This window comes from Serratia sp. CoH_122_TC_1 (assembly GCF_058191755.1).
The window spans coordinates 14,051-33,450 of the sequence record NZ_JBXWLA010000026.1 but is presented as its reverse complement, the minus strand read 5'-3'; the positions used below and the strand labels follow the sequence as shown (position 1 = coordinate 33,450).

At 51.0% G+C, this 19,400-nt stretch carries 18 protein-coding genes; 10 read left to right on the top strand and 8 right to left on the bottom strand.

What is annotated here, in order from left to right; genetic code table 11:
• Positions 1–115 precede the first annotated feature (115 nt).
• Entirely contained in the window at positions 116–1,018 is a 903-nt protein-coding gene (locus AC2FC2_RS24975) for a LysR family transcriptional regulator (RefSeq protein WP_209635744.1), read from the bottom strand.
• Positions 1,019–1,116: 98 nt separating this feature from the next.
• On the opposite strand from AC2FC2_RS24975, the gene AC2FC2_RS24970 reads away from it, so the two are divergent.
• A complete protein-coding gene (locus AC2FC2_RS24970; protein ID WP_404759320.1) occupies positions 1,117–1,734 on the top strand; it encodes a glutathione S-transferase in 618 nt (205 codons plus the stop codon).
• A 3-nt stretch (positions 1,735–1,737) separates the two neighbouring features.
• Positions 1,738–2,652 carry a pyridoxamine 5'-phosphate oxidase family protein gene (locus AC2FC2_RS24965; protein WP_490660074.1) on the top strand — a complete coding sequence of 305 codons (915 nt, stop codon included), beginning with the start codon at positions 1,738–1,740 and terminating at the stop codon, positions 2,650–2,652.
• Positions 2,653–2,686: 34 nt separating this feature from the next.
• Here the strand turns inward: AC2FC2_RS24965 and AC2FC2_RS24960 are convergent, their stop codons facing one another.
• Positions 2,687–2,905, bottom strand: a complete 219-nt coding sequence (locus tag AC2FC2_RS24960; protein WP_209635750.1) for a glycogen synthesis protein — start codon at positions 2,903–2,905, stop codon at positions 2,687–2,689.
• A gap of 277 nt (positions 2,906–3,182) precedes the next feature.
• Here AC2FC2_RS24960 and gabD point away from each other — a divergent pair, with 277 nt between their 5' ends.
• Together gabD and AC2FC2_RS24950 are read left to right on the top strand one after the other, a co-directional pair.
• The gene (gene gabD, locus AC2FC2_RS24955; RefSeq protein ID WP_404759318.1) at positions 3,183–4,658 is read left to right on the top strand and encodes an NADP-dependent succinate-semialdehyde dehydrogenase; all 1,476 of its coding nucleotides are present in this window, start codon (positions 3,183–3,185) and stop codon (positions 4,656–4,658) included.
• A gap of 235 nt (positions 4,659–4,893) precedes the next feature.
• Positions 4,894–5,337, top strand: coding sequence for a cupin domain-containing protein (locus AC2FC2_RS24950; RefSeq protein ID WP_265554042.1), 444 nt, complete (start codon positions 4,894–4,896; stop codon positions 5,335–5,337).
• Positions 5,338–5,681: 344 nt separating this feature from the next.
• Here AC2FC2_RS24950 and AC2FC2_RS24945 read toward each other — a convergent pair whose 3' ends face one another.
• Complete coding sequence (locus tag AC2FC2_RS24945; protein ID WP_265554045.1) at positions 5,682–6,542, bottom strand: LysR family transcriptional regulator; 861 nt, start codon at positions 6,540–6,542, stop codon at positions 5,682–5,684.
• A gap of 232 nt (positions 6,543–6,774) precedes the next feature.
• Positions 6,775–7,590, bottom strand: a complete 816-nt coding sequence (locus AC2FC2_RS24940) for a helix-turn-helix domain-containing protein (protein ID WP_265554047.1) — start codon at positions 7,588–7,590, stop codon at positions 6,775–6,777.
• A 576-nt stretch (positions 7,591–8,166) separates the two neighbouring features.
• Between AC2FC2_RS24940 and AC2FC2_RS24935 the strand changes: the two genes are divergently transcribed.
• The 3 genes from AC2FC2_RS24935 to AC2FC2_RS24925 are packed head-to-tail and all read left to right on the top strand — an operon-like array spanning position 8,167 to position 10,407.
• Positions 8,167–8,721 (top strand): DJ-1/PfpI/YhbO family deglycase/protease, encoded by a 555-nt coding sequence (locus tag AC2FC2_RS24935; RefSeq protein WP_490660073.1) that lies wholly within the window; start codon positions 8,167–8,169, stop codon positions 8,719–8,721.
• A gap of 8 nt (positions 8,722–8,729) precedes the next feature.
• The gene (locus tag AC2FC2_RS24930; RefSeq protein ID WP_265554051.1) at positions 8,730–9,764 is read left to right on the top strand and encodes an alpha/beta hydrolase; all 1,035 of its coding nucleotides are present in this window, start codon (positions 8,730–8,732) and stop codon (positions 9,762–9,764) included.
• 55 nt (positions 9,765–9,819) lie between these two features.
• Entirely contained in the window at positions 9,820–10,407 is a 588-nt protein-coding gene (locus AC2FC2_RS24925; RefSeq protein ID WP_265554052.1) for an O-methyltransferase, read from the top strand.
• A gap of 222 nt (positions 10,408–10,629) precedes the next feature.
• Here AC2FC2_RS24925 and AC2FC2_RS24920 read toward each other — a convergent pair whose 3' ends face one another.
• Both AC2FC2_RS24920 and AC2FC2_RS24915 read right to left on the bottom strand, forming a co-directional pair.
• The gene (locus tag AC2FC2_RS24920) at positions 10,630–11,025 is read right to left on the bottom strand and encodes a (R)-mandelonitrile lyase (protein WP_404759313.1); all 396 of its coding nucleotides are present in this window, start codon (positions 11,023–11,025) and stop codon (positions 10,630–10,632) included.
• A 335-nt stretch (positions 11,026–11,360) separates the two neighbouring features.
• Entirely contained in the window at positions 11,361–12,350 is a 990-nt protein-coding gene (locus AC2FC2_RS24915) for an aldo/keto reductase (RefSeq protein WP_490660072.1), read from the bottom strand.
• 465 nt (positions 12,351–12,815) lie between these two features.
• Here AC2FC2_RS24915 and AC2FC2_RS24910 point away from each other — a divergent pair, with 465 nt between their 5' ends.
• Both AC2FC2_RS24910 and AC2FC2_RS24905 read left to right on the top strand, forming a co-directional pair.
• Entirely contained in the window at positions 12,816–15,191 is a 2,376-nt protein-coding gene (locus AC2FC2_RS24910; RefSeq protein WP_404759312.1) for a glucose/quinate/shikimate family membrane-bound PQQ-dependent dehydrogenase, read from the top strand.
• Between the two features lie 321 nt (positions 15,192–15,512).
• Positions 15,513–15,707: a hypothetical protein gene (locus AC2FC2_RS24905; protein ID WP_490660071.1), complete on the top strand. Its 195-nt coding sequence runs from the start codon at positions 15,513–15,515 to the stop codon at positions 15,705–15,707.
• Positions 15,708–15,713: 6 nt separating this feature from the next.
• Here the strand turns inward: AC2FC2_RS24905 and AC2FC2_RS24900 are convergent, their stop codons facing one another.
• Together AC2FC2_RS24900 and AC2FC2_RS24895 are read right to left on the bottom strand one after the other, a co-directional pair.
• Positions 15,714–16,970: an MFS transporter gene (locus AC2FC2_RS24900; protein ID WP_490660070.1), complete on the bottom strand. Its 1,257-nt coding sequence runs from the start codon at positions 16,968–16,970 to the stop codon at positions 15,714–15,716.
• An 81-nt stretch (positions 16,971–17,051) separates the two neighbouring features.
• On the bottom strand, positions 17,052–18,359 hold the full coding sequence (locus AC2FC2_RS24895; protein ID WP_490309006.1) for an alpha-glucosidase/alpha-galactosidase: 1,308 nt from the start codon (positions 18,357–18,359) through the stop codon (positions 17,052–17,054).
• Positions 18,360–18,558: 199 nt separating this feature from the next.
• Between AC2FC2_RS24895 and AC2FC2_RS24890 the strand changes: the two genes are divergently transcribed.
• On the top strand, positions 18,559–19,398 hold the full coding sequence (locus AC2FC2_RS24890) for an AraC family transcriptional regulator (protein WP_490309005.1): 840 nt from the start codon (positions 18,559–18,561) through the stop codon (positions 19,396–19,398).
• The last annotated feature ends 2 nt before the right edge of the window (positions 19,399–19,400 follow it).

Sequence of the window (19,400 nt, the reverse complement as noted above, 5' to 3'; positions counted from 1 at the left end):
GCACCGGGAATAATATTGTCAAGAAGGGAACAACAGCAATGCGGGTCGGGTAATATAAATCTTTTTGGCCGCCCAATAAGTTTAACCAGTGAAACTTATTGGGTCGTGGCCTTTATTATTCTACCGGTTGAATGTGCGCTAATTGGCTGAGTTCTTGCCAGGCATAATCCCAAAATGTGCGTACCTTTAGCGGCATTCTCTGTACGTTCTGAGCCACCAATTGCACCGGCATTGGCAAGGGTTCATAGGCCGGCAATAGACGCACCAGCGTACCCGCCGCCAAATCGTCCGCAACCTGGTACGACAACAGCCGGGCGATGCCTTTGCCTGCGCGCACCGCCAATAACTGCGTTTCAACCTCGTTAAGCAGCAAGCGCGGCGTCAAGCGCACCCGCTCGCCATTTTCCTGTGGGCCAAAGCGCCATTCACGCAGCGACGCCCGTTGGGTACCGACGATGGTGTCATGATCCGCCAGTTGCGCCGGTTCTTGAGGTTCCCCGCGCCGTGCCAAATAAGCCGGGCTGGCGACCGTAACCCTGGAGACCTGCCCCAGCCGCCGCGCCACCCGTGAAGAATCTTGCAGATGCCCGATGCGTATTGCCACATCCAGCCCTTCATCGATCAAGTCCAGATTGCGATCGTTGAGCACCAGCTCAATCTGCATCTGAGGATAGCGGTCGAGAAAGGCCATCACCACCGGTGCCACATGCTTGCGCCCAAACTGCACCGGCGATGTGATCCGCAACAGGCCCGTGAGCTGAGTATCCGCCGTGTCTAACACGGCAGCCTGATATTCATGCAGCAATACCTGTGCGCGTTCCATCAGGCGTAACCCCGCCTCGGTTGGTGCCAGCCGCCGGGTGGTGCGCTCAACCAACCGGGCGCCCAAGCGCTGCTCCAGTGAGGCAATGGCCCGGGTGATCGCCGGTGCGGAACGCCGTAGCTTGCGCCCGGCAGCGGCGAGGCTACCCTGCTGGATCACCGCAACAAAGATCGCCAGTTCGTCCAACCGATCCATAGATTGTTCCATAAAGTGAAATTATCAATTTCCACATTGCCGGATTTCGCTCGCTGTCTGCAAGAGTATGCTGATAATAATTGTTGAGGAGCCTTACCATGCAAAAACTGAAACTTTACGGTACCCCGCTTTCCGGCCATGTTCACCGTGTGGCGCTGCTATTGCGGATGCTTGATCTCCCGTATGAATTTATCGAGGCCGGGGCGGAGGTGCGTCAGAGCGAGCAGTTTCGCCGCCTGAACCCTTTTGGCCAGATCCCCGTACTGGAAGATGGCGCCCAGGTGCTGGCCGACAGTAATGCCATTCTGGTGTATCTGGTCAAATGCTACGCCCCGGACAGCCATTGGCTGCCGGAATCCCCCTTCGCGGCGGCTCAGGTGCAAGAATGGTTATCCAAAGCCGCCGGAGAAGTACGCTATGGGCCAGCGTCAAGCCGTTTGATCGCGCAATTCTCTGCGCCAGAGGATTATCAGAGTGCACTGGCGGTCGCCGCCCGTTTTCTGCCACAGATGGAACAGCATCTGACCGACCGTGAGTTTCTGGCAACTGATAATGCCACTATTGCCGATCTGGCCTGCTACAGCTATGTCGCGGTGGCCCCGGAGGGCGGCATTGCTCTGACCCCCTATCCCGCGATTCAACGCTGGGTGGCACGTATCGCTGCGCTGCCCGGTTTCTTCGCCATGCCAACGCTGCCGGAACCCGGCAAGAGGTAACGGATGAGCCAACCGGTGTTTCATCCCGACGAGCTGCGCGCCCAGACGTTAGCCGGGTTTGATCGGGTAAGTGGCGGCATTTACCCCAGCATGCCAGAGCAGCATCGCGCGTTTTTCGCTGCCCTGCCTTATCTGTTCGTCGCCACACTGGACAACCAAGATTGGCCAGTGGCAACACTGTTCTGCGGCCCGCCCGGTTTCCTGCGCACGCCGGACAACGGCCACCTGCGCATCAGCGCTCCTCGGCGAAGTGACGATCCCGCGCAGGCTGCGTTGGAAACGGGTAAAGCGGTGGGTGCGTTGGGGTTGGACTTCAGCAACCGGCGTCGTAACCGCGTCAACGGTATTATTGGACGCACCGACAAGAACCGTATTGAGATCGACGTCAGACAGAGTTTTGGTAACTGCCCGCAGTATATTCAGCGGCGTGAACTGTATCCGGTAAGCGGCTCACCTACGCCGATTGAACAGCTCCTGACATTGGACGCGTCCGCTGAAAGGTTAATCCGCCAGGCTGATACCTGTTTTGTCGCCAGTTGCGCCCACGCCACGCTGGCACAAGGTGGGGTCGATATCTCCCACCGCGGTGGTAAACCGGGTTTTATTTATTTGGCGGGTAATACCCTGTGGATACCCGATTTTCGTGGCAACCGGTATATGAATACGCTGGGTAATCTGCTTGCGGAGCCGCGTGCGGCATTGTTGTTTGTCGATTTTGAGCATGGGGATATTTTGCACCTGCAAGGGGAAACCCAAATTCTCTGGCAAACGGAAATTGGGCACGGCGTAGTGGGCGCTGAACGCTATTGGCGTTTCGATATACGCAGTGCATGGCGCTTTTCTCAGGCTCTGCCGTGGCGCGGCCGCAATCTGGAGTATTCACCGGCAACGCTGAATACCGGGGTATGGCCGGTATAAAAAACCCCGCTCTGGCGGGGTCGGTTGAGGTCGTTTAGACGCTGTGTTCTAAGGTCGAAGCCGCCTGATAAAGCTGGCGGAAATAATTCAAACGTTCAAAGAACAAACGGCTTTGAGACTCAGACATATTGCCGGCCACGTTCTCGGCGTCAATCTCCCGTCCCTGCCACTCCATCAATGCAATGCTTGAAGCCAAAAAATCCATATTACTGCCGCTATGGACTGCAAGGTGCCGATTCACTGAAGTCATCATTCTGCACACTCCTTTTATCCCCTTCGCCTTTCACGTTGCCGCGTTGGTGACTACAGCGTGAAATTCCCAGGGTATGGTCATTTCAAAAAGGGTCATAGACTTGCTAATGTCAGTATCGTCTCGAACGCGGGCATTTTTTGTACAGAAGGTGCTCAAGGCAGTAAATTGATTTCTTGCCACGGATGGGGCAAATGAAGCCGGGAAAGTTTGCTAGGGTAAAGGGTAGCCGTTTGGGATAGGTCACCCTGTGTTGAATTCTGAAAAAGGAAGATAACCGATGAGCAATCACTTCTCTGCCACCCTCAAAGATGCCTCACTGTTCCGCGAAGCCAACTATATCGATGGGCAATGGCTGCCGGTCAAAGATGACCAGAGTATCAAGATCCACAATCCCGCAACCGGTGAATTGATCGGCCAGGTACCGGCTTTGGGTGCCAGGGAAACAGCACGGGCGATTGCCGCCGCCAAGAAAGCCCAGCCAGCCTGGCGTGCGCTGACCGCCAAAGAACGCGCCGGTAAGCTGCGCCGCCTGTTTGAACTGATGATGGAAAATCAGGACGACCTGGCTCGTATCATGACCGCAGAACAGGGTAAACCGCTGGCCGAAAGCCGTGGTGAGATTGCCTATGCGGCGTCCTTTATTGAGTGGTTTGCCGAAGAAGGCAAACGCGTTTACGGCGATACCATCCCGCAACCCCAGCCCGGCCGCCGCATTATCGTGCAGAAAGAACCGATTGGGGTTTTCGCCGCCATTACACCCTGGAACTTTCCTGCTGCCATGATCACCCGCAAGGCCGGTCCCGGTTGGGCGGCAGGCTGCACCGGCGTGATCCGCCCTGCCAGCCAAACGCCATTCTCGGCACTGGCCATTGCGGTGCTGGCCGAACGCGCGGGGTTACCGGCGGGGGTCTGCAACGTGATTACCGGCCCAAGCCAGGCCATCGGTGCAGAGCTGACCGCCAACCCAGACGTGCGCAAGCTTTCGTTTACCGGCAGTACTGAGGTGGGCGCACAGTTGCTGGCACAGTGTGCGCCTACGATCAAAAAGACCAGTATGGAACTGGGTGGCAATGCGCCATTTATCGTGTTTGACGATGCCGATCTGGATGCCGCTGTCATCGGCGCCGTGGCCTCTAAATACCGTAATGCCGGCCAGACCTGCGTGTGCACCAACCGTTTCCTGGTACAGGACGGCATTTATGATGCCTTTGCTGAAAAGCTGAAAACCGCGGTAGAAAAACTGAAAGTCGGTAACGGCATGGACGATGGCGTGACCATCGGGCCCTTGATTAACTCCGCTGCCGTCGAAAAGGTCAGTGAACATATCGCTGACGCGGTGCAGCACGGCGCATCGGTTTTGTTGGGGGGAAAACCGCATGCCTTGGGCAAAAACTTCTTTTTGCCCACCATCCTGACCGACGTGCCGCGTCAGGCCAAAATCTTCCATGAAGAGACCTTTGGCCCGGTAGCGCCATTGATCCGCTTTGAATATGAAGCCGAGGCCATTGAGTTGGCCAACGATACGCCATTTGGCCTGGCATCATACTTCTACAGCCGTGATATTGGCCGCGTGATGCGCGTCGCAGAAGCTCTGGAATACGGTATCGTCGGCATCAATGAAGGGCTGATTTCTACCGAAGTCGCCCCCTTCGGCGGGGTCAAAAGCTCCGGCTTGGGGCGTGAAGGGTCAAAATACGGCATCGAGGACTATCTTGAGATTAAGTACCTGTGCCTCGGTGGGCTAGACAGCTAACCACCTGATGTGATGATACGGCCCGTATAATACGGGCCGCTAACGGACAATTTGTTTATGCCAGAAAAACAAACTCTCAAGATGTAATTATTTATTCAATGCAGAATAGTAACCGATACACTTAAAAAAAGTCACTTTCACCCGTGAATAAGCATTGATATAAATCCCCCGTCAAATGCAAAAAACATCCTTCATTCACAAACGTAATTTTACGTGCACATTTTTGGAGTCACACATGAAAAGTAAAATTATTTTATCATTGCTTTTTCTTCTAACATCCACATCAGCATTCTCCAAAGACCAAAAAACAGAATCGGCCAAAGTAGAACAGTTGGTTGAAAGCACCTCATCTTGGGATGGAACTCCGTATAAGAGTTACCCATCTGGTCAGCCTGATTTAAGGGTCATTAGGATGACAATACCTGCAAACACTGCCCTTCCTTGGCATACGCACCCGTATCCTAATACGGGGTATATACTAAAAGGACAGCTAACACTCGAAGATCGAGACTCAGGTAAAAAAATCACCTTTAACGCAGGCGAGGCATTCCCAGAGACAGTAGGTGGTGTGCATCGTGGTATTAGTGGAAACACAGAAACGGTGCTGATATTGACCTACTCTGGTGTTAAAGGCGTTCCGACCTTCAAATCAGAGCCAGGTGAAGTGGATGAGTATTGATGTATAAGTTTGTAACTTACTTAATGCAATGAGTGTCCTAGTATAATAGATTGATATTACCCCTCGTTTTTATTCTATTCTGCTAAGGGAGTCTACAATACAGGAATCAATCATATTATCTTAATTTTCTCTGGCTTACTGAAAAGAGTGAAATCCGTATTTAATTTTTAACTCTATAGGTCAATGGGATCTTCCGAGAAAAAATCCAATCATTGAGTGGGCAGTGGCCATTATTTTAAAGCCACTGCCCATGAATATTTTTGACGCAACCAGTAAAAGCGATAACACAAGTCACTCTGCCTGACAATTAATTACATATCCGTTATTTTACCCATGCAATATCATTAGCTGACACTCTCTGATATGAAATCATAAATTAAATCCGATTTATCATCGCTTTTACGCCAAACAAAAAACACATCATTAGTGTTAAGTTCAGGTATTTTAATTGTTTGAACATCATGCTTGCAGAGCGATTGTTTTTCTAAAATACTTTCAGGAACCAACGAAAAACCCAAGCCGGCACTTACACATGCGGTAATGACATCATAAGACTCCATTTCTAACACCATATTAGGCGTAATATGGTTGCTTGAGAGCCAATTTTCTATCTGATGACGATAACTACAGCTTTTTCTGAATGTATAAAGATCCAGCGTCTCCAGAAGACTCAGTGTGATTGTTTCAGGCAATGACGGTGGCACAATCAACACAAGACTTTCCTTAAACGCTAAAGAACTGGAAAGTAATGGGTGCTCTATTGGCCCATCGGATATAATTAAATCCAATGCTCCATCAAGAAGGTCTCTCTCCAGACTTAAGGAATTATCAGATCTTATGTTTAACTCAACCTTCGGGTGCTTGATTCGATGATTGACGATGTATGATGGCATGTGAGCCGAGAGTACGCCATCTAGAGCGCCTATAAAAAAAACCCCTCGCACTTCGGCATTTTTATTGAATAACTTTTTAATATCCATGGAACGTTCTAGCAAGTCTTTTGCATTGCGGTAAAGTATACGGCCCTGCGGCGTTATCAACAGGCGATTTTTTTCTCTATTAAACAGTTTGGTATCCAACTGATCCTCGAGTTGCTTCAGGCGTATAGTTATGTTGGATGGGACACAGTTCAGTTTTTTTGCAGCAGCAGCAATAGTCCCATTTTCAACAATGGCGCAGAATAAGCTTAACTGATGTAATTTCATTTCACCTCCCAACTCTATATTTATAATTACATGACATTAAAAACGAAATTAACAAAGCTGTGGCATTAGCCAGTCGGAATGTCTATTTATATTCCTCACGCAGCTAAGAAATTAATTGTAAACCAGAAAGACGCCAAAACCTCATTAATCCACTTGGAAACCGCATGCGTTTTTTAATGCAGACCGGCCAAAAATAGCAATATATTATTCTTGGCCAGTTTTCCGAAATCTTCTATTGCTGTAAGGCCGAAAGACGCTCTCGGGTCGCTGCATCCTTTGGAAAATAAACCACCAAACGCAATGAAGGGTTTTGATTAAGCGTAAATGTCTCATACGAGGTTTCAAGCATCGTTCCATCCGGATGAAACAGTGGCCGATAGCCGTTGGTTTTTTCTAATACACGATGCTGATTCCATAACATCCTGAACAAATCGCTTCGCTCATACAGTTCGGCATGCAAATCAAAAAGATACGGATCTTGGGGAAACAGTGCTATTGCAAAACGCAGCATAGCCGCTGTGTCCTCAGCCTTCTCACGCCAGGTGCCGTATCGGTTCCTTGCCTCTTTATCAAGAAAAACCACCCTGGCCAGATTCAACACTTTCACATCCGCAGCCGTGCCGGTAATAAGCTTTCTTGCCAAAAAGTTGGGGCTGATGATATCGAGCCTTGCATCCAGGAAATAAGCGGGCGTCAATACAAATGATTCAATATAGAATTGGAGCGTCTCAATGTCCGATTGTATCGCAGCAGAAGCCAGAGGCCGTTCACGATTAAACAATAAATACAGGTATTGCCGCTCTGATGCATCTAAACGTAACACATCTGCCAGCACCGAAAGCGTTTGCAATGACGGATTATTAACGCGCCCCTGTTCCAACTTGGTATAGTATTCAACGCTCAAACCAGCCGACTCAGCCAGTTCATCCCGACGTAATCCTTTGACCCTTCTCTTTTTCCCGTCATCCGCAATGCCAAGATCAGCAGGTTTCAGGTGACATCGCCTGCTGTAAAAGAAACTACGGATCTGTTCGGTCAACATATTCATACAACATCCTGTTCCGTTAGAGTCATTGTTATCATACTACGCCAAAAAATTATAAATATTTAATTAATTTCATCAAGGTCGAATTTTAATATAGGGAAAGATTCTCTTGATTTTCATAACAGAAACATAACCCTACCTAAATTAACCTTAATGTAATTAACAAAGTGGTACTAAAAAAGACTGTTTTAATCTTCACAAGAGCACTAATGTTATATCACTTGCCCCCTCTTAAAAAATCATTTTCACTCCGCCAAGGATTTAATATGTATCAGTTTAATCATTACACGGCTAAAGAATTAGCGCTAGCCTATCTTACAATTAGCGCTAGCCTATCTTACAGGGATAGACCACCGGCTCACACCGCATGAATTTTTGTTGGAATTAAAAAGGCAGGAGCAATGCTTCACCAAAATATTGAACGAACTACAAAACTCACCGCAAGCATAACCGGTTAATAAATATAAAAATATCTTACCTACACAGGTCATTGTAACAAGGTAGCTCTGTCAGAGACTGGTTCGGCACAGTTTACCGTTGCTATTATCGCTATCGAACCTCAAGAATAAGGTAGAACCTATGCCCAATTTTAATAAACGGATCCTTTTCATCACTTATAAAATAGGTGTGGAAAAGGATGAACTGCTTATTCCTCTACACCGTCTTACCGCCAAAGGCGCTGAGGTGGTACACGCAGCGGCAGACAGTTTATTCGTACAGACGTTTGTTAATGACACCGACAAAGATGAAGTCATTAATGCCGATCTGCCGCTTGACGACGGGATTAAAGCCAGCGACTTCGACGCATTGGTCATTCCAGGCGGCACGGTAAATGCCGACAACATTCGCATCGATAAACACGCCATAAGGTTGGTCAACGAATTCATCAACGCTGGCAAACCCGTAGCGGCCGTATGCCACGCGCCCTGGCTGTTAGTCGAGGCCGATCGTCTGAAAGGTAAGAAACTCACCTCTTACCACACGATGAAAACAGATTTGACCAATGCCGGTGCCAGTTGGATCGATGCTTCCGTGGTCCGCTCGGACGAGAATGGTTGGGTACTGATCACCTCAAGAAATCCGGGTGATTTGGAAGTGTTCGCCCTGACGATAGCAAAAGAACTGGGATTATAAGGAGTACAATGATGAACGACATCTCCCAAGCGAAAAATGCCGGCTCCGAACCTGGTTTTCTCACCAGAACCAGTACGGGTCTATTTAAAACTCAGGATTGGGACAACGCATCCCGTCTGCAGGTCACTGATTATATTGTCGAGCGCATCACCTTTGATAGCCAGGGTGTGGAAATTGTAGGCAATCTTTTTTCACCAGTAAAATCGGCTAACCGCACATCGGCCATCGCAGTCATGGGGCCTATCAGTTATGTGAAAGAGCAGGCTCCGCTGCAGTACGCCAGTCGTTTGGTCAAATATGGCTTCACCGTCCTGATCTTTGACCCACGGGGTTTTGGCGAATCCGCAGGTGAACCACGCGGTTACGACTGGGGCGTAAATAAAACCGAAGATTTAAATGCTGCGGTCGCTTATTTGTCACAGTTGGACAACGTTGATGAAGAACACATTTACGCACTCGGCATATGCCAGGGCGTGAACTGGACTATTGACGCGGTCAACGCCAATCCGCTAATCCGCGCCACCGCCCTGGTTGCTGGCCAGTATCTGGTGCCAGAAACATGGATGCTTTATCTGCAGTCGCAAGAGGCAATAGACACCCGGGTTGGCCTGGCGCTCAAGGCGAAAAAACGCTTCGAAGAAACGGGTGAGGTTGAGTATATCCCCGTGGTAAGCACCGAGGATAAATCCGCCTATCTCACCGCGGAGGCTATTTACAATTTCTATGCTCCTTGGGCGCAACATGATGTTTTGGCAAATCACCGAGGCCGGTGGGAAAACAAAATGACCCGCATGAGCGAAGCGGGTATCTGGGCTCGCGATAGCAGCGAAGCGATCGCCAGCCTGAACAAACCGGTTTTGATGGTTCATAGTGAGCGTGCGGCCAGCGGTGAACATATTCCACGCCGCCTGTTCGACAGCATCGGCAGCAGCACCAAGCAGTTGGTCTGGTTTGGTGGCAGAAACCAACTTCAGTTTTATCAGGATCCCTTGACCGTCGACGCCGCAGTTCCTCATATCTCGAATTTTTTCAGCAAGTTTTAATTAATCATCGGCGGTATTCGTCATCGGATGAATACCGCTAACAAAGAGCTAAACTATGACCTCCAGAAATATATCAAATCATCCTATCCTCTCATCTCTGAACAGGCTCTATCAGGAAACGAAAAGGCTACAGCAGAAAAGAGGAAATTGGTCGTACGTCTTCGAAGATGCAACAGGATTGTATAATACTGTCAGTAAACTACAGCCTTCACGCATACTTGAATTCGGTACGGCCATTGGATTCACCTCTTGTGTGATGGCGTTGTCGTCACCCAAGGCCATTATCGATACGATTGACCTTGATGAGGTTAATATCACTCTTGCACGACATAATTTCAATTTCCAGGGCCTCTCCGAGAAGATAACCACGCATCAAGGTGATTTTGATAATGTTATAGATAGACTGGGAAAAGATTATGACTTTGTCTTCTTTGACGGGTTTGCGCCTGAGTTTGGTCTGCTCGAAAAGATATATCAGCATTTGATACCACAGGGTGTTTTTGCCTGCTCCAATCTGTCGCTCTGTCATGACAGTAATGTGACCCACTTCTTGGGCAACGCTGCGATATGGCAAGAACTTCCCTCTATCGAGCAGGCCAACACGAGAATATTTAGAAAGCATCCATCCGTTCACGAAAAATAATGTCGGGCCATTTTAAGCACTGACCAAAATGGCCTATTTATGATTCTGTAAGGAACCACCTCCCCTTTGATCGGCGAAAGGGAATTCAACCCATTACCACCTTCAACTCCCAGAGCTGTCTCTTATTCGCCATCATCTAAATCAGGTAAGGACTTATAGCCTTTCTTTTCCACGCACCGCTGAGGCAGTTTCCGAATATATTTCATTATGATTGTCACAGCTCTATTTCTGATACTGTGCGTCACTGACCTTTTCCATCCAGTCAACCGGGCTGCCGTTAAGTGACTCAGCGATTGCAATATGGGTCATGGCAGTATCCGGTGTCGCGCCGTGCCAGTGTTTGACGTCTTCCGGGATCCAAACAATATCGCCCTGATTCATTTCCTGGATCTCGTCGCCCCATACCTGGATCCAGCCTCGCCCTTGGGTAACAATCAGCGTTTGTCCAAGTGGATGCGTGTGCCAGGCGGTACGTGCTCCTGGCTCAAAGGTCACGGTCGCGCCGCCGATGCGGGCCGGTGCGCTGCCGGTAAATGGCGCGTCAATGCGCACTTTGCCGGTGAAATAATCCTCTGGACCTGGACGAGAAGGTTGGGAACCGCTGCGTTGAATTTTCACGTATTTCTCCATTTCGGTAAAAGCTGCCGACGCTAACATATACCCTAAATAATTCGGGTTGCAGGCAGGAAGGCGGCAACTGAGTGAGTCCCGATGAACTTACCCAGTGAGAAAGGCAGCCAACACACCTGCAGCTTGAAGCATGACGGGCATGGACAGAATAATTGTAGAAGCTGCGCGTCATTTCACCGGATAACGCCTAAAGCGGGATGAAATGCGCAAGGACCTATGGTTTGAAACCTCAGCCGTCGGCAGCACACTGCGGCCTTCGCCCTACGGGTAGACGCGCCAACCCTGAATTCCCCGCTGCAAACACCTGCGGCAGGGGGCCACTTTCAACGCCCGACGTACTGTTGCAAATGTGCAGGATAACGGGCGCCCTGCACCTCAATGGCGGCAAGTGCCCCCTCGATGCTGCGCAGTTCATCCACGTTCAACGTTATCGCCACTGCACCCAGGTTCTCTTGCAGGCGATGCTGCTTGGTGGTCCCTGGAATAGGAACAATCCACGGATGTTGCGCCAGCAACCAGGCCAACGCAATTTGGGCTGAAGTTACCCCTTTTTGCTGCGCGATTTGCCCCAGGACATCCACCAGCCCCTGGTTAGCTTTACGTGCCTCCGCGCTGAAACGCGGCACAATATTGCGGAAGTCAGCGCTGTCAAAGGCAGTATTTTCATTAATCGCCCCGGTCAGGAAACCTTTCCCCAGCGGGCTAAAGGGCACAAAACCGATGCCCAACTCGTGCAGCGTCGGTAAGATTTCTTGCTCCGGCTCGCGCCACCACAGCGAATATTCACTTTGCAATGCCGTCACCGGCTGTACGGCATGGGCACGGCGAATGGTTTGCGCCCCGGCCTCTGACAAACCAAAATGCTTCACTTTCCCTTCCTGGATCAAGGTCTTCACAGTACCGGCAACGTCTTCAATCGGGACGTTGGGATCGACCCGATGCTGGTAAAGCAGATCGATCGTTTCAATATTCAGACGTTTCAGTGACCCTTCCACCGCCTGACGGATATGCTCCGGCCGGCTATTGAGCACCTGTTTGCCATCCGGCTGGGGCAGTTCAAAACCAAATTTGGTGGCGATCACGACGCGATCACGCACCGGAGCCAACGCTTCGCCGACCAGTGTCTCATTGGTGAAGGGCCCATACACTTCAGCGGTATCGAAAAAGGTCACGCCCTGATCCACTGCCGCACGAATCAACGCGATCCCCTGCTGTTTATCCGTTGCCGGGCCATAGCCAAAACTCAGCCCCATGCAGCCTAAACCCAACGCCGAGACGTCTAAACCACTGCTACCCAGTTTACGTTTTTGCATTTTTGCCTCCAAAAGTGTCACGCTGGCCACCGCTCACGCCGCGGCAAACAAAGTGTGATTACTGTAGGAGGACGGTCGGCAAATGACTATGGGTTAACTGTGCTTGAGCCTATGAGCTGCATTCATAAAACCAACAAATAATCGCAAAAACAGCACAAGGTATGTAACTAAAGAGTAACAGTTAGAGTAACCTAGCCGCGCTTCAGGCGGTGCTGACTCATCCGTTTAAGGGCGTTGTCGAGCGCTGTGCCTGATTCAGTCTTGTTTTGGTTTTAACCTCGATTTTAGAATTTCTTCAATCATCCAAAACTGTCCTCTCCATTTTTGCTGTCAGTGCCGATTGGCGTTGGTGATGAGAGAGGTTGCCGAACATACGGGACGGATTTTTAGGGAGAAACCGCGTGTTTTTTTGGATATGGCTTAATCTCTAAATCGGGGACTTTTCATTTTGGTAAGGATAATACTATGCAAAATAAAGCATCATTGTCGCCGCTCATCATCATCACGGCGCTGTTTGCCGCGTTGAGTGGGCTCTATCTGCTGGGAGGCGGCATCTGGCTGGCCAAACTCGGCGGTTCACTGTACTACATCATCGCCGGCCTGGTTTTGCTGGTTACCGCTTGGCTGCTGGCTCGTCGCCGCGCCACCGCACTGCTGCTGTATGCCGTGTTTTTACTCGGCACCACAATTTGGGCACTGTGGGAGGTCGGCCCGGACTTCTGGGCGCTGACGCCACGCCTGGACGTCACCTTCTTCTTCGGCCTGTGGCTGGTGTTACCGTTTATCTATCACAAGCTAATCGCGAACGGCAAATTGGCCTACAGCGCTCTGAGCATTGCGCTGGTGTTCACCGTCGCGGTACTGGCCTATGCCGTATTTAACGATCCGCAAGAGATCAACGGCACCCTTGAGCCTGCGCAGGTGAAAGCAGAATCCCAGGCGTCTGACGCCGATTGGCCTGCCTATGGCCGGACGCAGGAAGGTACGCGTTATTCCCCTCTGAGCCAGATCAACGACAAAAACGTAGGCCAGCTCAAAGAAGCCTGGACCTTCCAAACCGGCGATCTGAAAACCGCTAACGATCCAGGGGAAATCACCAACGAAGTCACCCCGATTAAAATCCGCGATACGCTCTACCTGTGTACACCTCACCAGAAGCTGTTTGCACTGGATGCGGCCACCGGTAAGCAGAAGTGGAAATTTGATCCTCAGTTGAACTTCAACCCGACCTTCCAGCACATCACCTGTCGCGGTGTTTCTTATCATGAAACCACCGCAGCAGCAGGTTCAGCAACTGATGCTTCACCGGCAATGTGCGCACGACGCATTTTCCTGCCAGTGAACGACGGGCGCCTGTTTGCCCTGGATGCCGAAACCGGTAAGCCTTGTGCCGACTTCGCCAATAACGGCGAGCTCAACCTGCAAAGCAATATGCCGTATGCGACGCCAGGCCATTATGAGCCGACGTCTCCGCCCGTGATCACCGACAAGGTGATCGTGGTCAGCGGTGCCGTAACCGACAACTATTCAACCCGCGAGCCGTCCGGCGTGATCCGCGGATTTGACGTCAACAGCGGCAAACTGCTGTGGGCATTTGATCCGGGTGCCAAAGACCCTAACGCGATTCCAGCAGACGAGCATCACTTTACCCCGAACTCACCTAACTCATGGGCACCTGCTGCTTATGATGCCAAGCTGGATATTGTCTACCTGCCAATGGGCGTAGCAACACCGGACATCTGGGGCGGTAACCGCACACCAGAGATGGAACGCTATGCCAGTGGCCTGCTGGCGCTGAATGCCTCAACCGGCAAACTGGTCTGGTTCTATCAAACCGTGCACCACGATCTGTGGGATATGGACGTACCGGCCCAGCCAACGCTGGCGGATATTACCGACAAGAGCGGCAATAAGGTGCCGGTCATCTACGTACCGACCAAAACCGGTAATATCTTCGTACTGAACCGCACCAACGGTGAACTGGTGGTACCGGCCCCCGAAAAACCAGTGCCACAAGGCCCGGCCAAGGGCGACCGTTTGTCACCCACTCAGCCTTTCTCTGAGCTGACCTTCCGCCCTGAGAAAAAACTGACTGGCGCGGACATGTGGGGGGCGACCATTTACGACCAACTGGTTTGCCGCGTGATGTTCCACAGCCTGCGTTATGAGGGCACTTTCACACCGCCTTCAGAACAAGGTACGTTGGTATTCCCAGGTAACCTCGGCATGTTCGAATGGGGCGGTTTGTCTGTCGATACCGATCGTCAGGTCGCGATTGCCAACCCTATCGCACTGCCATTTGTGTCAAAACTGATCCCGCGTGGCCCAGGCAACCCCATTGAACCGCCAGCCGGCGACAAGGGCGGCAGCGGCACTGAGGCAGGCGTTCAACCACAGTATGGCGTGCCGTTCGGCGTCACATTGAATCCGTTCCTGTCACCGTTTGGCCTGCCGTGCAAACAGCCAGCCTGGGGATATATTTCTGCTGTAGACCTGAAGACCAACGACATCGTGTGGAAAAAGCGCATCGGTACCGTGCGCGACAGCTCTCCGCTGCCGCTGCCGTTCAAGATGGGTATGCCAATGTTGGGTGGCCCTGTCTCTACCGCAGGTAACCTGTTCTTTATTGGCGCGACAGCAGACAACTACCTGCGCGCTTTCAGCGTGACCAACGGTGAAAAACTGTGGGAAGCGCGGTTGCCGGCCGGTGGCCAGGCAACGCCAATGACGTATGAGGTTAATGGTAAGCAATACGTGGTCATTTCCGCAGGCGGTCATGGCTCGTTCGGCACCAAGCTGGGTGACTATATCGTCGCTTATGCCTTGCCTGATGCGAAATAATCGTCGACAGTAGTTCTATCACGGAGCACGCCGCCAGGCGTGCTCCGTCACCGTAAACATCCCCCAACGCATTTCCTTTCCGGCGTAACCCTCTGCAATAAAATTTCACTCTATATATTGATAATGATTATCATTCGCAATATTATGGTTCCGTTGGCCTCGGCAGTGGCCGACAATCATCTCTACATTACAGGCAGTAGACGGGTGGCCGCCCTCGGGCGGCCCCATTCGGAGGCACATGATCGAACACAGCAGTCGGCAACCACTCAACGTCACACCAGCACAAGTGACGCACATCCACCACAGCATGGAGAATACCCTATGAGCCAACAGCCACTGACCGCCATGCTGATGCTGGTTTATGTGCTGCTGATGGTGCCGGCACTGTTCGCAATCGACAACCGCTTGAGCACAAGCCGCTGGAGCCAGAGTCGTCTTATGCGCAAGACGGTACAAACCGGTTTTATCATTGCTCTGACGCTGCTGTTTTTCAGCATCATGACGTTATTGTATTGATTAAGGCTAACTTACCGCCACGGGCAACGCCCCCTCTTCCTTCACCACCACCACTCTGCTACTCAAGGTAAAGGCTGAAATTAGCGTAAACAGCAATGCGATGCAGCCGAGGATCAGATACGAGGTTTTAAAACCGTAATTAACGTACATCAGACCCGCGGCATAGGACATGCCGATGGCCGAAAGTTGCTTGAAGAAGCAAAAACCCCACAGATAAATCGATGCCGAGAGGTTAACGTTAAACTGTGTCGTGATGTATTTGAAAATACCCACCAACAGGAAGGGAACCTCAAACATATGCAGGGTTTTGAGGAAAATCACCGCCGTCACCGAATCCGCCTGGGACGAACCGATAATCCGCACAGACATTATCACCCCGGCTATCAGCAACGCATTCTTGCCGCCAATGCGGTTGATGATCAAGGGGGCAAAAAACATGATAAAGGCATTAAGAAATTCGCCCAAGGTGGTTACATAGCCAAACGCCTGAGTCCCCGCGTGGCGATCGCTGAAAAACGATGTGAAGAAGTTGGCGAACTGTTGATCAAACACGTCATACACACAGGCTACCCCGACGATATACATCACGAGGCACCAGAACTTACGCATCTTCAGCAGGCTCAGCGCCGCTTTTAATTTGATGGGTTTGTTGTTCAACGCCAAACCCTCTGCGACCGCCAGCGTGTTGCCCTGCTCGGGTTTAAACAAATAAAGCAGACCGGCCAACACCAGCGCAAAGCTCGACGCCAACCAAAACGCAAACTGATTGTTAATCGTGAACATATAGCCGACGATCGACGCGCAAATCGCCCAGCCGATGCAGCCAAATAAGCGTGCGCGGCCATACTCAAATTGGCTGCGCCGGCTCACTTTCTCGATATAGGCTTCAATCGCCGGCGATCCTCCGCTGCAGACCAATCCCAGGTAAATACCGCACAACACCGCCCCCAGCACAAAATTGGTTTGCAGCAGCGGCGAGAACACGTAGATAAACAACGGTGCCAGAAACAGCAGCAGAAAGATGATCATCCACAACAGATGTTTTTTCAGGCCAAACTTGTCGGTGACAAAACCAAAAATGGGTTGGAATACCAGGGCAAACAGCGCCATACAGGCGAACACCAGTCCGGTTTGCTGTTGATCGAGCTGGTTAACGTCATGCAACCAAATCGGAAAGAACGGCAGCACCGCCCCCATGATAAAGAAATAGAAAAAACAGAAGGCACCAAAGATCCAAAAGTTCTTGTTTTTCAAATAAAACATGGCTCACCATCCCATTTATGACGGCGCAGGAAGCCCTGCGCCTTGTGCGTTTTGAGGAGGTAATACGGGGTAGTTCAGCGATCAGTGGTAAGCGGGTAGCCAATTGCCGTGGGCTTCAATCAGCTCATCGCAAAGTTTACGAATATCATCAATCGACAGCTCGGCAGAAGTGTGTGGATCCAGCAGTGCTGCATGGTAAATCGCCTCACGTTTATGCGTCACCGCAGCTTCGATCGTCAACAGTTGGGTATTGATATTGGTGCGGTTGAGCGCGGCCAGTTGCTCCGGTAAATGACCGACGTAGCATGGCGTGACCCCCTGCCCATCGACCAGGCAAGGCACTTCGACACAGGCCTCTGCCGGTAAATTGGTAATCAAACCGGTATTAAGCACATTGCCGCCAATCTTGTAAGGGCGATCGGTTTCCATTGCTTCAATGATGTAAGAGGCATACTCATGGGTACGCGTGTGAGTTAGGTTGGCGTCATGGGTCAGCGCCAGCTTACGTTGCTGCCATTGTTCGATCTGCTCAATACAGCGGCGCGGGTACTCGTCGAGAGGAATGTTAAAGCGCTCAATCAGTTCTGGGTAATGGCGTTTAATCCAATAGGGCATGTACTCCGCGTTATGCTCGGAAGATTCGGTAACGTAATAGCCGAAGGTTTTCATGATTTCATGGCGCACCATATCATCATGCTTGCCCTGTAACGCATTGGCGCGACGTTTAATTTCTGGGTACAAATCCTCGCCGTGGCGACGAACATCCAGCAGCCATGCCATATGGTTAATGCCCGCGATGTGGAACTGCACATCATCGGTCGGCATATCCACGCTTTTCAGCAGCGTTTCCGCGCAAACCTGCACGCTGTGACACAAGCCCACCGTTTTCACACCCGTATGACGCAGCATGGCACCAGTTAAAGACGCCATCGGGTTGGTGTAGTTCAGCAACCAGGCATCTGGACAAACCGCTTCAATATCCCGAGCAAAATCAAACATGACCGGAATGGTGCGCAGTGCGCGGAAGATCCCACCTATTCCCAGGGTATCGGCAATGGTCTGCTGCAAGCCGTACTTTCTCGCAATGGTAAAGTCGGTGATCGTGCAAGGATCATAACCACCGACCTGAATGGCATTCACCACATAGTTGGCATTTTTCAAGGCCGTACGGCGATTTTCAACCCCGAGATAAGGAGTGATCTTCGCCCTGCCGCCATTAATATTGCGATTGATATTGTTCAGCATAGCGAATGATTCGCTAAGGCGCGCACTGTCAATGTCATACAGCGCAATGTCCACTTCCTTCAATGCCGGCGTCGCCATGATGTCGCCGAGTACGTTCTTGGCGAAGATGGTGCTGCCTGCGCCCATAAATGTCACTTTAATCATCGTATTTCTCCGCTGCACGTGTTTTCGATAGGCTGAAATTACCCTGCAACACCTGAACGATATATGGATAAATGTGACCGTGTTATGGCGAAAAATGACGCACCGCAAAAACTGTGAGCCAGGTCTGGATCTGGAGCGCATTTCACTGGGTTGCCGCAACGACACTGCTACAGTGGGGAAAAAACAGGAGCCATAGCGGATGCACAAGAGTTTTACGTTGAGTCGCACTGACAACATCGAACTGAATCTGTACCAGTATGGTGAGGAAAATTGTGACAAGGGGCACAGCTTTGGGCCTGCGGTACGCCAGCACTATTTATTTCATTATGTGATAAGTGGCACCGGTGTACTGAGCACTGAATACGGCTCATTTCCCGTGGTTGCCGGCGAAGGTTTTTTGATCCACCCGCACGACGTAACCACCTATCGCGCCGACAAAAAAGATCCCTGGCACTACATGTGGCTGGAGGTCGACGGGCTGGTTGCCGGCAAAATTTTTGAAGAGTGCCGCCTGAGCCGCCAATTTCCGATCTATCACCCGCGTCAAAGTGAAGACTCCTTACTGGCACTGCGTTATCTGCGACAACTGGTTAGTCATGGCGATGAACACAGGCTAAAGACGCTCGGCCTGAGCTACCTGTTTTTTTCTGCGCTGATCGATAACGCACTGCAAGGCGGCGGCGAGCTCCCAAGCGACAAACTGCAGCACCTGCATAAGGCGGTTAAACTCATTGAAAACCGCTACCATGAACAGCTTACCATTGAACGCTTGGCCGCCTACTGCAACATCAACCGCAGTTACCTGTGTCGGCTGTTTAAAAACGCTTACGGTATCGGGCCAAAGGCGTATTTACTTAACTTCCGCATGAATATCGCCGCCAGCCTGCTGCGTAATAGCCAGACGGCAATCAAAGTGGTGGGAATTTCTGTCGGTTATGAAAATCAACTGCACTTTTCCAAAGCCTTCAAGCAGGTTCACGGCGTGTCACCGGCCAAATGGCGGCAGGACAATAATCAGCCAGGGCCGACTGACAGCTAAGG

Coding starts and splice junctions, on each gene's coding strand:
- AC2FC2_RS24910 (WP_404759312.1), top strand. CDS start 12,816: ATGCAAAATAAAGCATCATTGTCGCCGCTCATCATCATCACGGCGCTG.
- AC2FC2_RS24895 (WP_490309006.1), bottom strand. CDS start 18,359: ATGATTAAAGTGACATTTATGGGCGCAGGCAGCACCATCTTCGCCAAG.
- AC2FC2_RS24935 (WP_490660073.1), top strand. CDS start 8,167: ATGCCCAATTTTAATAAACGGATCCTTTTCATCACTTATAAAATAGGT.
- AC2FC2_RS24900 (WP_490660070.1), bottom strand. CDS start 16,970: ATGTTTTATTTGAAAAACAAGAACTTTTGGATCTTTGGTGCCTTCTGT.
- AC2FC2_RS24950 (WP_265554042.1), top strand. CDS start 4,894: ATGAAAAGTAAAATTATTTTATCATTGCTTTTTCTTCTAACATCCACA.
- AC2FC2_RS24890 (WP_490309005.1), top strand. CDS start 18,559: ATGCACAAGAGTTTTACGTTGAGTCGCACTGACAACATCGAACTGAAT.
- AC2FC2_RS24940 (WP_265554047.1), bottom strand. CDS start 7,590: ATGAATATGTTGACCGAACAGATCCGTAGTTTCTTTTACAGCAGGCGA.
- gabD (WP_404759318.1), top strand. CDS start 3,183: ATGAGCAATCACTTCTCTGCCACCCTCAAAGATGCCTCACTGTTCCGC.
- AC2FC2_RS24970 (WP_404759320.1), top strand. CDS start 1,117: ATGCAAAAACTGAAACTTTACGGTACCCCGCTTTCCGGCCATGTTCAC.
- AC2FC2_RS24965 (WP_490660074.1), top strand. CDS start 1,738: ATGAGCCAACCGGTGTTTCATCCCGACGAGCTGCGCGCCCAGACGTTA.
- AC2FC2_RS24975 (WP_209635744.1), bottom strand. CDS start 1,018: ATGGATCGGTTGGACGAACTGGCGATCTTTGTTGCGGTGATCCAGCAG.
- AC2FC2_RS24925 (WP_265554052.1), top strand. CDS start 9,820: ATGACCTCCAGAAATATATCAAATCATCCTATCCTCTCATCTCTGAAC.
- AC2FC2_RS24960 (WP_209635750.1), bottom strand. CDS start 2,905: ATGATGACTTCAGTGAATCGGCACCTTGCAGTCCATAGCGGCAGTAAT.
- AC2FC2_RS24930 (WP_265554051.1), top strand. CDS start 8,730: ATGATGAACGACATCTCCCAAGCGAAAAATGCCGGCTCCGAACCTGGT.
- AC2FC2_RS24915 (WP_490660072.1), bottom strand. CDS start 12,350: ATGCAAAAACGTAAACTGGGTAGCAGTGGTTTAGACGTCTCGGCGTTG.
- AC2FC2_RS24945 (WP_265554045.1), bottom strand. CDS start 6,542: ATGAAATTACATCAGTTAAGCTTATTCTGCGCCATTGTTGAAAATGGG.
- AC2FC2_RS24905 (WP_490660071.1), top strand. CDS start 15,513: ATGAGCCAACAGCCACTGACCGCCATGCTGATGCTGGTTTATGTGCTG.